This window comes from Dyella humi, assembly GCF_044904605.1.
GTDB classification, from domain to species: Bacteria; Pseudomonadota; Gammaproteobacteria; order Xanthomonadales; family Rhodanobacteraceae; genus Dyella_B; species Dyella_B humi.
Window position 1 is genome coordinate 728,799 of record NZ_JADIKI010000022.1, and the last position, 13,643, is coordinate 742,441.

11 protein-coding genes are annotated in these 13,643 nt (G+C 60.4%); 7 read left to right on the forward strand and 4 right to left on the reverse strand.

The genetic code is table 11. From position 1 onward, the window contains the following. Positions 1-57 precede the first annotated feature (57 nt). Complete coding sequence (gene yccS, locus ISP18_RS08280; protein ID WP_380009323.1) at positions 58-2,217, reverse strand: YccS family putative transporter; 2,160 nt, start codon at positions 2,215-2,217, stop codon at positions 58-60. Positions 2,218-2,388: 171 nt separating this feature from the next. Here yccS and ISP18_RS08285 point away from each other — a divergent pair, with 171 nt between their 5' ends. Continuing rightward, positions 2,389-3,159 (forward strand): ATP-binding cassette domain-containing protein, encoded by a 771-nt coding sequence (locus ISP18_RS08285; RefSeq protein ID WP_380009326.1) that lies wholly within the window; start codon positions 2,389-2,391, stop codon positions 3,157-3,159. Further along, entirely contained in the window at positions 3,156-4,637 is a 1,482-nt protein-coding gene (locus tag ISP18_RS08290; protein ID WP_380009329.1) for an ABC transporter permease/substrate-binding protein, read from the forward strand. The genes ISP18_RS08285 and ISP18_RS08290 overlap by 4 nt, the downstream gene beginning before the upstream one ends. A 250-nt stretch (positions 4,638-4,887) precedes the next feature. On the opposite strand, the gene ISP18_RS08295 is transcribed toward ISP18_RS08290, so the two are convergent. Both ISP18_RS08295 and ISP18_RS08300 read right to left on the reverse strand, forming a co-directional pair. Next, entirely contained in the window at positions 4,888-5,088 is a 201-nt protein-coding gene (locus ISP18_RS08295; RefSeq protein WP_380009332.1) for a hypothetical protein, read from the reverse strand. 473 nt (positions 5,089-5,561) lie between these two features. Then, positions 5,562-5,948 (reverse strand): response regulator, encoded by a 387-nt coding sequence (locus ISP18_RS08300; RefSeq protein WP_380009335.1) that lies wholly within the window; start codon positions 5,946-5,948, stop codon positions 5,562-5,564. A gap of 773 nt (positions 5,949-6,721) precedes the next feature. Here ISP18_RS08300 and tkt point away from each other — a divergent pair. The 5 genes from tkt to ISP18_RS08325 all read left to right on the forward strand — a co-directional run bounded on the left by tkt (position 6,722) and on the right by ISP18_RS08325 (position 12,860). After that, positions 6,722-8,767, forward strand: coding sequence for a transketolase (gene tkt / locus ISP18_RS08305; RefSeq protein WP_380009338.1), 2,046 nt, complete (start codon positions 6,722-6,724; stop codon positions 8,765-8,767). 271 nt (positions 8,768-9,038) lie between these two features. Continuing rightward, positions 9,039-9,281, forward strand: coding sequence for a hypothetical protein (locus ISP18_RS08310; RefSeq protein WP_380009341.1), 243 nt, complete (start codon positions 9,039-9,041; stop codon positions 9,279-9,281). A gap of 361 nt (positions 9,282-9,642) precedes the next feature. Further along, complete coding sequence (locus ISP18_RS08315) at positions 9,643-10,104, forward strand: PA2169 family four-helix-bundle protein (RefSeq protein ID WP_380009344.1); 462 nt, start codon at positions 9,643-9,645, stop codon at positions 10,102-10,104. A 420-nt stretch (positions 10,105-10,524) separates the two neighbouring features. Further along, a complete protein-coding gene (locus ISP18_RS08320) occupies positions 10,525-10,875 on the forward strand; it encodes a response regulator (RefSeq protein WP_380009347.1) in 351 nt (116 codons plus the stop codon). Positions 10,876-10,997: 122 nt separating this feature from the next. Further along, complete coding sequence (locus ISP18_RS08325; RefSeq protein WP_380009350.1) at positions 10,998-12,860, forward strand: CHASE3 domain-containing protein; 1,863 nt, start codon at positions 10,998-11,000, stop codon at positions 12,858-12,860. A gap of 190 nt (positions 12,861-13,050) precedes the next feature. Here ISP18_RS08325 and ISP18_RS08330 read toward each other — a convergent pair whose 3' ends face one another. Further along, positions 13,051-13,230 (reverse strand): hypothetical protein, encoded by a 180-nt coding sequence (locus ISP18_RS08330; protein ID WP_380009353.1) that lies wholly within the window; start codon positions 13,228-13,230, stop codon positions 13,051-13,053. Between the last annotated feature and the right edge of the window lie 413 nt (positions 13,231-13,643).

Consider the following 13,643-nt stretch of genomic DNA (forward strand, 5'->3'; position numbering starts at 1 on the left):
AGTTGGGGTTCGCATGCGCTCACCCAACCTAGATGGATTCTCGCAAGGCACATCGCCTCACTCGCTGCGCATATCCCGCACCACACTCGCCAAGCGATCCCGCAACGTCAAGATCAGTCCAAGCTGCCCAAGCACCAGCCGCGCCGTCTCATCGTTCACACCATCCGCATGCGGCATCATGCTTTGCTCTGCTTCGGTATCGGATGGTGAGGCGGGCGCGTTGGTGAGCAGCGCGTCGGCGAGGTGTTCCAGTTTGGTCACGATCAGGTTGCCGGCCAGCGTGACCGTGTCGCGGGCCTCGGGGTGGCTGATCGCCTGCCGGTGCGCACCCAGCGCGGAAATATGGCCCAGCATGGTGTGGGCGATGATGAGGAAGCGCAGCAGGTCTTCATTGCCGCGTTGCTGTCGACCGGGTTCGCGCAGCATGTTGGCGAGCATGCCGCTAAGCGCGGCGTCGGCGTTATGCGCTTCGCGGCGCGCGATGCGGTAGGGCAGGTCGTCACGCTTGCCGTGCACGTATTGCGCGATGACCTGCTGCAGGTAGCGCGCGTCGTTGCGCAGGGTATTGGACAGCACCTGGTCGAGCTGGCGGCCCTGCCAATCCGGCAGAATCAGGTAGATCGCAATGGCGGCGATGGCGGCGCCGATCAGCGTGTCGAGCAGGCGAGGCCACATCACGTCGTAGCCGTTGCCGGCCTGGTTGAAGCACAGCACCGCGAACAAGGTGATGGAGGCCGTGGCGAGGGTGTAGCGCCGCAGCCGCGCGGCGAAGAACGCCACGCCAGATAGCACAATCAACAACAACTGCCACGGCGTGCCCGGCAGCAGGCGCAGCGTAGCCCAGCCGATCACCACGCCGATCATCGTGCCGGATACGCGTTGCAACATGCGCGCGAGCGTGGCGCCGTAGCTCGGCTGGCAGATCAGCAGGGTGGTCAGCAGAATCCAATAGCCATGCTGAGGATGCACGAGCCGCAGCACGCCGAAACCGGCCATCAGCGCCAGTGAGAGGCGAATCGCGTGACGGAAGCGCGGGGAACGTGAAGTGAGCTGGATGGTGACGCGTTCCCAGGCTTCGCTCAAGGATTGCGGGCCGGGATTTTGCAGAGCACCGTCTTCGCCCGCGAGTGTTGCCGGTGTGTGTTCGTTTTCCAGCAGGGATTGGATGGCCGCGATATTGCGCAACAGCGCGTCCAGCGAACGCAGCAGTTGTTCGGATGGCGCGTGGGCGGTGTGACGTTGCGCGTGAATGGCATGACGCAGATCGTTCTGCGCGGCACGCAGGTCGGTCGTGGTAGTGGGCGCGGTGCGCAGGCGCAGCGCCTGGGCCTGTTCGTGGCACTGGCGCGCCTGTAGGCGAAGGATGTGTTCGCAGCGGAACAACACGTCGCTGTGATAGAAGGCTTCGGCCAGTTCGGCATGGGGGTAATGCGAGGAACTGACACGCTCGTGGATGTCCTGCGCCTTGAAGTAGAGTTGCAGGCGCGCCGCCGTGGCACCGCGCGGGCGGCGCATGCCGATGCGATCGATCAGCACGATGCGCGTATCGTTGAGCGCTTCCACCACCTGTTCGTTTTGCATCGCCAGCGTGAGCAGCAGCGCATCGCGATCAATGCCATGTACCGGCGTGAACAGCGACGCTTTGGTTTCCAGATAATCGCCCAGCGCATCGAACACGCGCGCCAGTGCATGGCGCACGGCGAGCTGAGGCGAGAGTACGCTCCACAGCAGCGATAGCGCGCCGTACCAGGCAGCACCGGCGAGCAACTGCAAAGGTTCGATGAAGAGGAACATCGGCGGATGCGGCTGATCGGTGCCGATCATGGTGTAGACGGCCAGCAGCAGCGTACCGCCAGCGATGGTGGCGTAGCGCGCGCTTATCGAGCCGAGCATCACCAGCGCGAAGGTCATCAGCCCGAGCGCCAGCGCGAATGGCAAGGCGCGGGGCAACAACCATTCCACCGCGAAGGCCACGCCAGCGAAGCAGAACAGGGTGACCAACAGGGTGGTGAGGCGGCTGCGCCAGTGATCTTCGGTTTCGGCGAGCGCACAGGCGATCACGCCCAGCATAGCCGGGATCATCGCCGCGGCATGCTGGCGCCAAAGGCAATAGAGAATCACGCCCCCGAGCGCGAGCAATACCCGCTGGCATTCGGCGAAGCGGTCCGAGCCGCGCAGGCGGCGCCAGTAGTGGAGAAGGGCGGGTTGAGCGGGCATGGGGAAAGGATACATGCTGCTATGCAACATTTACCTTTCAGGCTGCACGCTCTTCGGAATCGCCGTGAATCGCGTAGGCTGGGATACCAATCCCAGCCTCAGTGACATCCAGAGAAGCTGGGATTGTCATCACAGCCTACAATTCAACTCCCCGCTGCCACCGCGTCCCCCATGCCAACTACCAGCAACGCCTCTCCCGAAGCGTTCGAGCTCCGCCATGTCAGCAAGCGCTACGGCGCAGTGATGGCTGTGGACGATGTGAGCCTGCGCTTCCCAGTCGGCAGCAACACGGCGCTGATCGGCAGCAGTGGCTCCGGCAAATCCACGTTGCTGCGTGTGCTGCTGGGATTGGAGTGGCCGGACAGCGGCGAAATTCGGGTGGATGGTTCGGTGCTCGAACCGGCGCAGGTATTGGCGTTGCGCCGGCGCGTCGGTTACGTGATCCAGGAAGGCGGCTTGTTTCCGCATCTCACAGCGCTGGGCAATCTCGCACTATTGCCGCATCACCTGGGCTGGAACCGGGATCGTATTCGCCAGCGCGCCGAGGAACTGGCCACGCTCACACATCTGCCGCCCGGCGCACTGGAGCGCTATCCCGCTGAGTTGTCCGGCGGCCAACGTCAGCGCGTGGCCCTGATGCGCGGACTCATGCTCAATCCCGATGCCTTGTTGCTGGACGAACCGCTGGGTGCGCTCGATCCCATCGTGCGCCATGAATTACAGGACGAGTTGAAGGCGATTTTCGATCAGCTCGGCAAGACCGTGATCGTGGTTACGCACGACATGGCCGAGGCCGCATGGTTCGCCGATCGCCTGGTACTGATGCGCCACGGCAAGATCGTGCAGGATGGCCGTCTGGACGATCTGTGCACGCGTCCGGCCGATCCCTTCGTCACCCGCTTCGTGGAAGCGCAGCGCACCTTGCGCGGGGTTGCGTCATGAAGCGCGTATGGCTTGCCGCGGCGATGGTGTTGTTGCTGCCGATGTGGGCGCATGCGGCGCCGGTGCGCATCGGTTCCAAGCAATTCACCGAATCGGTGATCCTGGGCGAAATCGCGCGCCTGGCGGGGCGACAGCAGGGCCTATCGGTACTGCATCAGCGCGAGCTCGGCGGTACCGCCATTCTATGGAGCGCACTTCAACACGGAGATATCGATGCATACCCCGAATACACCGGCACGCTTACGCATGAGCTGTTGAAAAACGTTCCACCGGATGCCGGTATTCCGGCTCTGCGCGCCGCGCTCAAGCCGTTGGGTATCGGTATCACCGATTCGTTGGGCTTCGACGATACCTACGCCATCGGCATGCGCGAGGAACGCGCCGCACAGCTCAGCATTCGCAGCCTCACGGATCTTGCGGCACATCCCGAACTGCGTCTGGGCTTTTCCAACGAGTTCATGGCACGCAGCGACGGTTGGCCGGGTTTGCGTCAGCGTTATGGATTGCCGCAGCCGCAGGTGCGTGGGCTGGATCATGCGTTGTCGTACCGCGCGCTGGCCAGCGGTGCGGTGGATGCGATCGATCTCTACAGCACCGATGCGGAGATTCCTTACTACCACCTACGCACGCTCGATGACGATCGGCATTATTTCCCGCAATACGAGGCGGTCTATTTATATCGCCTCGATCTTGAAAGCCGTTCGCCGGCTTTCGTAGATGCCTTGAAGAAACTCTCCGGCCGCATCGGCGCCGATGCAATGCGGCAGATGAACGCCATGGTGAAACTGCACAGCGAAAAAGAAACCGTGGTGGCCGCGGATTTCCTGGGCGTGCAACCGGATGGCGATGGCGCGAACATATGGACGAGATTGTGGCTCCGCACCGCGGAACATCTGCGGCTGGTGCTGATTTCGCTGACAGCAGCGGTGCTGATCGCGATTCCACTTGGCGTGTTTTCGGCGCGCGCCAAGCGCCTCGGTCAGCTCATCATGGCGCTCAGCGGTGTGCTGCAGACCATTCCATCGTTGGCCATGTTCGTGTTCATGATTCCCTTCTTCGGCATCGGCACGTGGCCGGCCATTGCTGCCTTGTTCCTGTACAGCCTGTTGCCGATAGTGCGCAACACGTATGCGGGCCTCACCGGCATTCCGCCGGATCTGCGCGAATCTGCCGCAGCGCTCGGGTTGCCGCGCGGCGTGCGCCTGCGTCGCGTGGAATTGCCGATGGCCATGCGCGCCATTCTTGCCGGCATCAAGACAGCCGCGGTGATCAATGTGGGCACGGCGACATTGGGTGCGTTGATCGGTGCAGGCGGTTATGGGCAACCCATCGTGACCGGCATTCGGCTGGACGACACGGGGTTGATATTGGAGGGCGCCATTCCCGCTGCGTGCATGGCGCTGGTCGTGCAGGGGTTGTTCGAAGGCGTGGAGCGTTGGTTGACACCGCGGGGGATGCGGTTGGAAGCGCGGCAGTAAATCAAATCACAGTATGGGTTTTCAACCTTGCCATAAAGGTGGTTATCGTCATTCCAGCGAAGGCTGGAATCCAGTACGAATACGTCGTGCGCAGCACTCGGCATAGATAGGTGTAGTGTCCTTCGGACGCATGTTTGGACTGGATTCCGGCCTTCGCCGGAATGACGGCACGGCAAGATTGTGCATTGCGTGAGATTGCTTCATCTCACCTCAACCGATCCGCCAGCAAGCAAAGGCGAAAAACCCATTGTCACTGCTCGTCCGTCACCGACGCATTCAACGCCGCCGCGACGGCCGCGTCGCCGTTGATCAAATCGGTCCATTTCAGCTCAATGCCTTTGCGGTGAGCTTTGCGGGTGATCTTGATGCCCTGGGCGTCCAGCAGCACGGTATAAGGCTGCCCCTCTACATCGATTTCGCGCCTCAAGGGTTTATCCAGCGTGGTCGTCATGAGCGATCCTCCGGGTCGACGGAAAAAGTCATTGGTTGTTCAACTGAATGGCGAGGGGAAGCGTGGTGAAGCTGCGCTACGAACAGCGCGCGCTGTCCTTCCGGAACAGCCGCGTCCGGTTTTTGTTCCCGAGTGCTTTCGAAGTGGCTCTTGCGCTGATATTCCCGAAGGGTCACGGCTGCTCCGCTTGGTGTGACGATCCTGGTGCACGGGCGACAATCGGTATTGCGCGGGCGACACGATGGATGCGCATGCACACTGTCGACGCTAACTTGCAACGGGATATGTCAAGGGCAGGGCAACTGGATGTAACCAGGATGTTTGGTGGGGCATGTGCTCAGCGCGAAAGAGCTCTCTATCGGGAGCCTATTTAATCCCGGAATGACGGTATCGCGAGCGTGCGTTTCATGGCGAGATTCAGCTCGCTTTGCGCCGTGTACCACTCTTTTGGCAGCGTTGCCTTTCTTCGACAACTACGCGTGTATCTTCCTGGTTTCAGCAATGCCGAAGCGGGCCGCGCAGCGCTCCAGTGCCCGGAGCAGATCGCTCTTGCCGTAGGGCTTGCGCAGCACGGTCATGTCTTTCATGCATGAGGATTCGAGCGTATCCCAGTCACCGGAGGCGAGTACGCAATGGCCATTGGGCAACTGCCGTTGCATTTCCTGCGCTACTTCCACGTTGGAGGGCCGATGACCGGGATGCACATCCACCATCACCACGTCGATATTCGGATGCATGCGAGAAAGACGCAGCGCATCGTGCACGCACAAGGCCTGGTAAACCACATGGCCTGCGTTCTTCAGCGCCTGCTGCAGAAGTTCTCTGGTATCCGGATTGTCTTCGACGACGAGCACGTGCATTGATATCTCCGTTATGCACGGCATCCTGTTTTCCCCGTCTATGCATCTTTCACGCGTGTGGTGACTCGAGCGTGAAGGAAAAATGTCGTCTGCGTGTCAGTCTCGTTCACTTGCCGCCTTGAGCGTGGCTGATGAAAGAGGTTTTGCGAGCTAAATCGCGACTATGGCGATCAGATTGAAGCACCAGAACGCATCATTAATGGCGAGCATGGCCGCTTGTCCGTTCACGAGTTGGTTCATTGCGATGTAGATCGATCTATCCAGCGATCCAGAACTGCTGGAATCGGTTCAACTATTCTGTGGTAGTGCGCGCATCAGTATGCGTGGAGGTTTGCGTTACGTGTGCGTGTTTGGTTGCATGTTCTTGCGATGAGCATGCGTGCCATAGATGAAAACGTGTGCGAGGTCGCCCGCGATCCCAAAGGAGAGAGGAAACGTGACGGCATGTAGCAAGCAAAGCGAATGACCAAAATCAGGCATGTCGCCATCACGGCGATCTAATCTTCACCCCATCAGAACCGCCTATATCGCATCGTCTGCGCTTAAATCGACATCCCCGCTGAGCGAAGAGGCGACTTCCGCATGCAGATCGATCACAAATGCGCATACGGGCCTTGCCAATGCAAAGTGCCGGAGGCAGGGCAGTATTGCGGCGATTATTGTAGTCAGGCCGACAAGCTGCGCGCGGAAGGCAAGCAATGCAGTTGCGGGCATGAAGAATGCAAAGCGGCGCAAGGCATCTGATTCGCATCTCCACTTCTCAGCATCCCGGCATGTCTGCTCAGCTCGATCAGCAATGCATCGATACGCTACGTTTTCTCGCCGTCGACATGGTGCAGAAGGCCGACAGCGGTCATCCAGGCTTGCCGCTGGGTGCGGCACCCATGGCGTACGTGCTGTGGGATCGCTATCTCAAGCACAATCCCCGCAACCCGCTGTGGCCTGACCGCGATCGCTTCGTGCTTTCGGCCGGGCACGGTTCCGCACTGCTTTACGCACTGTTGTTTCTGGCCGGTTATGCGCTGACGTTGGACGACATCAAGCAGTTCCGCCAATGGGGCAGCAAGACACCGGGGCATCCGGAGCGCGGGCATACGCCGGGCGTTGAAGTGACTACCGGGCCGCTGGGACAAGGTTTCGCCAATGGGGTGGGCATGGCGATTGCGGAAGCGCATCTCGCCGCGCGCTATAACCGTGATGGATACACGATCATCGATCATCACACGTATGTGTTGGCCAGCGACGGTGATCTGATGGAAGGTGTGGCGTCCGAAGCGGCATCGCTGGCAGGGCACTTGAAGTTGGGCAAGCTGATCTGCCTCTACGACGACAATCGCGTCACACTGGCCGGCAGCACGGACGTGACGTTTTCCGAGCATCGCGTCCAGCGCTTTCAGGCGTACGGCTGGCACACCGCGACAGTGGAAGACGGCAACGATCTGGCCGCCATCGATATGGCGCTGAGCCAGGCACGATTGGAAGTGGCGCGTCCGTCGTTGATCCGCGTGCGCACTCACATTGGTTTCGGTTCGCCAGAGCAGGACAGCTACAAGGCGCATGGTTCGCCGCTGGGTGAGGAAAACGTGCGCAAGACCAAGGAAAAGCTTGGCTGGCCGGTGGAGCCGGCTTTCCTGGTGCCGGATGACGTGGTCTCGCACATGCGCAAGAACGGCACAGCAGGGCACGATCGGGAAATCGCGTGGACGCAGCTAATGACGGAGTACCAGAACCATTACCCGGATCTTTTCCAGGAACTTGAAACGCGCCTGCGCGGCGAATTGCCGGAAGGATGGGATGCGGACGTACCGTTTTTCGAGCCCGACGAGAAAGGACTCGCTACGCGCGAATCCTCGGGCAAGGTGATGAACGCGCTGGCGCCTAGGCTGCCCGCGTTGGTGGGCGGTTCGGCCGATCTGGATCCTTCCACCAAGACAGCCCTGAGCAAGTTTGGCGATTTCCAGCCGCCGCGCACGGGCGAGCCAGGCGAACGCGATCCAGCTGTAGAACACGGCGACTACACCGGCCGCAACATCCACTTCGGCGTGCGCGAACACGCGATGGGTTCAATCGTCAACGGCTTGGCGGCGCATGGCGGCTTCATTCCCTACGGCGCCACTTTCCTGGTGTTTTCCGATTACATGCGTCCGCCGATCCGCTTGGCTGCGCTGACGGGCCTGCACGTGGTGCATGTGTTCACGCACGACAGCATTGCGCTGGGTGAAGACGGGCCTACGCATCAGCCTGTGGAACACCTCGCCAACTTGCGCGCGATACCGAATGCGGTGCTGATCCGTCCAGCAGATGCCAACGAAACCGCCGTAGCGTGGAAAGTCGCGGTGGAAACGCGCGACCGTCCCGTGCTGTTGGCGCTGAGTCGGCAGAAACTGCCGACGCTCGATCGTCAACGCTACGCCTCGGCCGAAGGGTTGCGACAGGGCGCCTATGTGCTGGCGGATGCGCCGGACGGCAAGCCTTCGCTGATCCTGATCGCTACCGGCTCTGAAGTGCCGTTGATCGTAGAGGCGGCCAGGCGGCTGGGCGAGGAGGGCATTGCCGTGCGCAGCGTATCGATGCCTAGCCATGAGCTGTTCGAAGCCTTGCCGCAGAGCGAGCGCGACAAGGTATTGCCCCCATCGATCGGCACACGCCTGGCGGTGGAAATGGGCGTTTCCCAAGGTTGGGAGAAATACATCGGCCCACATGGCGCCATGCTGGGTGTGAACCGTTTCGGTGCATCCGCCCCCGGCGAAACGGTGGTGCGCCAATATGGGTTTACGGTCGAGCGGGTGTGCGCAGCAGCACGTGCGTTACTGGCTTGATCGGCGGGAGGGAGGAACAGCGCGATGCGTATCCGTTCAGTTAAAACGCTGCCTGGGAGGGTCTACGAGGCGATTTGTCAGCGTCCATTCGGTTTTTACAACGATACGTTGACAATTACTCCACAAAGCCTTGCATACAAGGGGGTCAAGGTGAGGCTTGTAGTCGTTAAATAGAGATGTACGGCTAAACCGTAGGGAATGCGTTCCCGAGGGCGATCACGGCTCAATCGGCCACGACGCGAAAAATCACATGTCACGTCAGGAGAAAATCATGAATCGCACGGCACTTGGTATCGCAGTTGCCTGTATCGGCTTGGCTATTGGCGGATGCAGCAACCCCAATAGCAACTCAAGCGGCGGTGCCCCCAGCAGTCCGGCCACAGCGCCAGCGCCGGCCGCACCTGCCGCGCCCGCCACGGCACCTGCGCCTTCGCACAGCGCCATGTCACCGATGACGCCGCCGGCCAGCAGCACTGCGCAGATGCCAGCCTCGACGTCGACCGCCGGGCACTAAGCTACTAGCGAAGATCGCGTCTCGGGCCGTCCGCTTCCTCTCGCGTAGAGGGAGCGGACGGTGTGCGTGTTCCTGCGATTCACCGAATAAGATGAGGCCGCAGGAAGCGTCCATGGCTTCCCGCGGCCTCCGTCCACGGCTCTTTATCGCGCTGACTGCTCATTAGCGGTACATCGCAGCGCACGAAGCGTGCGCCATTGTACGTAACCGGTCCGGCTGCATGGGGTGATGGCAGTCATCATTTGCGTGAACTTGTCGCCGAAGTTCGCAGTTCGCGCACGCCAGAAAATTTTACGTCTTTTCCGCGGTGCATGAATGGCGGTGTGTTTACCATCGGCGCTTGAACGCGGGGAGGTGGCTCATGAACGCGGGTGACGATATCAGCATTCTCAATGGCCTGATCGGTGCGACGCTGGACAGCGCCAGGCATTATCAAAGAGTGGCGAGCAATATCGGCAACCCACGTATTCGCGCCTTGTTCGAACATCTGTCGACGCAGCGCAAGCAGATCGCTCAGACATTGCAGGAGCAGTTGGCGGCGGTTGAAGGGATGCCGGCCGCGCATGCCTCGCGCGTGTTCGGCAACCTTCGTCATGCGATGAACTATGGCTACACCGCGCTGATTGATGAAGTGGAACGGGGCGAGGAGCACGTCAAGGCGAAATACGAGTGCGCCCTCGAGAATGAACGGCTTTCTGGGCTGTCGCGCACGGTGGTGGAGAACGCCTACGCGTCGGTGTGCGAAGGCTGTGCCGAGACGCATGCGCTCAAACGCTATCCGAACGCGGAGCAGCGCCACAGCGAGCGGCTCGAGCAGTGGTGAGCAGTCAGCGGTAGGGCGGTGTCTGGGGCGTAGGCGGTCGCGCATCCTGATGCTGCGTGGCGCGACAGGAGTGAATTTGAAACCAGCCTAGTCATGTATGAGTCGGTCGCGCGTGAATCGTGCACAACATTTCAGTCATCTCGCTCAGTCGAGCAGAAAACTTCCCCGGACACAAAAGGGCCTTCGCCAGAATGGTGATGAGGCAAGCCCATGCGTTGGCCCAAAATGTGCTAGTGGCTGATGCTCGCGAATGCATACGTTTTGTTGATAAATAAAGCAGCTTATCTTGACCTCGCTTTCACATTGCTCACTCCGGTTTTAGCTATCGTCCACGTTACGCGTACATATTCACTATCCATTGGGCCGCTGCCGAATACGTTCAACGGATCGCCGAATCGGCATTGATCGGGTGGGGATGGCATGAAGACTGTTCTGCTCGTTGACGACAACCGGGATGTACTCGAGGTGACCGCGTACATGCTCGAGGATGCAGGCTACGAAGTAGTGGCCGCGAACAGTTCCGAGCAAGCCTTGCAAGTCGCTTCCATACGTCCGGACATCGGTGTCGTAGTGACCGACCTCAACCTGAAGCAAGGCATGAGCGGCATCGAAATGGGTGTGGCGATGCACGAGGAAGGGCTCATATGCCCCATGATCGTGATGTCCGGCGACAGCGAGCCGCCTGAGAAGAGCCTGCAATCGTGGATGAAATATCTGCCCAAGCCTTTTGACCGCAAGACCTTGCTGGCCGCCATCACCGAGCACGCATAAGCACCATTCCATCGTTGCTGGTGTAGATACATCGGCTGGCCGGCATATTGTCGTAACGATCGGGATCAAGCGCAGGGAAGCCAGCCTGCAACCCGGTGTGAGTTTGACCAAAGGCTTATCGTATGGAACACGAATCCGCACAGGCGCGTATTCGGCTGGGGCTCATCGGCGCATTCGTGTTGTTGCTTTGCGTGTGCACGTTGGTGATCGTCGCGGCGCTCTCCAGCACGGGGGCCGATCGACTGGTCGAGCATTCCATGCAGGTCAGGCAGACCCTCGAGCAACTCCTGGGTACCGTGCAGGAAGCCGAGGCCGAGCAGAGCGGCTATCTGCTGACCGGTGACGACAGCTACATCGAGACGGTCCACAAGGCAAAGACGCAACTGCCCGTGCTGGAAGGGCAACTGCGCCAGCTCACCGAAAAAAGCATGGCGCACCAGAAACAGCTCGATGCGCTTTATCCGCTCATCGAGGCGAAGATGGACGAGCTCTCCAGCACCATCCGGCAGCGGCAGGATGGTCATCGCGGCGCCGCGATGTCGCTGGTGAAGACCAACCTGGGGCGCAATCGGATGAGCCGCATTCGCGATCTGGCTGCCGATTTCGATCGCACCGAGCTGGACATGCTGCACGATCGCAGCTCGGCGGCCACCATGCATCGCTCGTTTCTTACCACGGCCACGATTGTGTTGATGTTGTTTGCGGCAGCGCTGGGGCTGGTCATCGTGATGAAGGCACGTCGCTACGCCAACGACATGCGCGAGAAAAACCAGGTGCTGCGCGAGGAAATCAGGCAGCGCGAAGCCGCCGAGCTGCAATTGCGCCAGGCGCAGAAAATGGAAGCGCTTGGCCAGCTCACCGGTGGAGTGGCGCACGATTTCAACAATATGCTGGCCATCATCGTCGGCAACCTGGAAATGGTGATCAAGCGTCTGCCGGAAAGCGAAGGCCGTTGCCGCGTGCTCGCCAACAACGCCTTGACCGGCGCGCAGCGCGCGGCGGAGCTGACCAAGCGACTGCTTGCCTTCTCTCGTCAACAGCCTCTGCAGCCCAAGTCGGTTGATGTCAACCAGTGTGTGCACGATGTCTCGGTAATGTTGCGTCGTTCTCTGGGCGAGAACGTCCAGATCGAAACCGCGCAGGGCGGTGACCTGTGGCGCGCCTTCGTCGATCGGCCGCAACTGGAAAGCGCCATCCTCAACCTGGCGGTGAACGCGCGCGATGCCATGAACGGCATGGGCAAGCTCACCATCGAAACGGCCAACGTGTTCCTCGACCATACGTACACCGATGCGCACGACGATGTCACGCCCGGCCAGTACGTCATTGTCGGTGTCACCGACACCGGTTGCGGCATGTCGGAGGACGTGATGAACCGGGCGTTCGATCCGTTCTTCACGACTAAGGAAGTGGGGCAGGGCACTGGTCTGGGGCTGAGCCAGGTGCATGGGTTCGCCAGGCAATCGCAGGGGCACGTCAAGATCTACAGCGAACCCGGCGTGGGCACCACGGTAAAGCTCTATCTACCGAGGGATACCTCCAACCATGAAGAAAAACCGAAGGTGACCTGCGCCGCGGACGCCGCCTGTGTGCCGGAACGCAAGGTGCTGGTGGTGGAGGACGACGCCGACGTGCGGGAGTTCGTCGTTTCCGTTCTGCAGGATCTGGGTTACGAGGCGATTGCCGCCGAGAACGCCGAGTCGGCGCGGAGGCTTCTGGACAGCGATCGTAGGATCAACGTGATGCTCACCGACGTCGTCATGCCCGGCGCCAACGGAAGGCAGCTTTACGACGACGTCCGCGATGCGCGGCCCGATCTTCCCGTGCTATTCATGACCGGGTATTCGCGCAACGCTATTGTGCACAACGGTGTGCTGGATGCAGGCGTACGGCTTATTACTAAGCCCTTCACCGTGGATGAACTCTCGCGCGAACTGCGCGCGGCAATCGTGGCGAACGAAGTGAGCGCGCTCACGAACTCATGACCCTTGCCTTGCGTGATCATTGATTCCGGGCGTGTAGGTTGGTGGTGAGCCCCTGACCTGATATGGGGTGAGCCACAAACCTGTGGCCTGCGTGGAAACGTTGGGGTTCACATACGCTCACCCCCAGCCTACGCGCTCCGAATCGACGGCCGTGAAAAATTGCCCTCTCTCCCTACTATGAGAGGAAGAGCTAGTTGTCCCGCCAGGACGCTCTCTCAGTCCTCTTGAACTGCGCCGCTTCCTTTTTCTTGGCCTTGCTCGACGTGCCGTTGCGGCGCTGCCGTTCGTGATCCAAGGGTGCGATGCGTTCCTGTTCGAACAGGCCGATCTTGCGCTTGCGCATGGCGATGGTGGCGTTGCGGATGCTCATGGGGATTATCAACGTCGGAGTCATGCGGTGCACCTTCGCAAAAGGTGCTTGAAAAGAACGCGCACGAGGCGTCAACGGTTTTCTTCACGGGAGTTCGCCGCGAGACGCCCCGCTTACTGCGATGCTCACGTTTCTTTCGCGACAAGGATGATTGCGCGATATGTCAGTTCCATGAAACACAGTTTGCGCGCATCTGTTGATGCGCGGCTTGAGTGCTATCCGCGAAACGCACAGGCTGACATGCAAGCAAATGCGTCTGCCGCGCCGCTGTCCAGAGAAAGTTTGACGCATCCACATCATCGCGACCGCGCGAATTGGCAGCACTCACGTCGCTTACCTATTTTTCCGCCAAGCGCAGAAAGTCATCGCGTGCAAATTCCTTCTTTGCCTGATGTTGTGACGCATTTCTCATT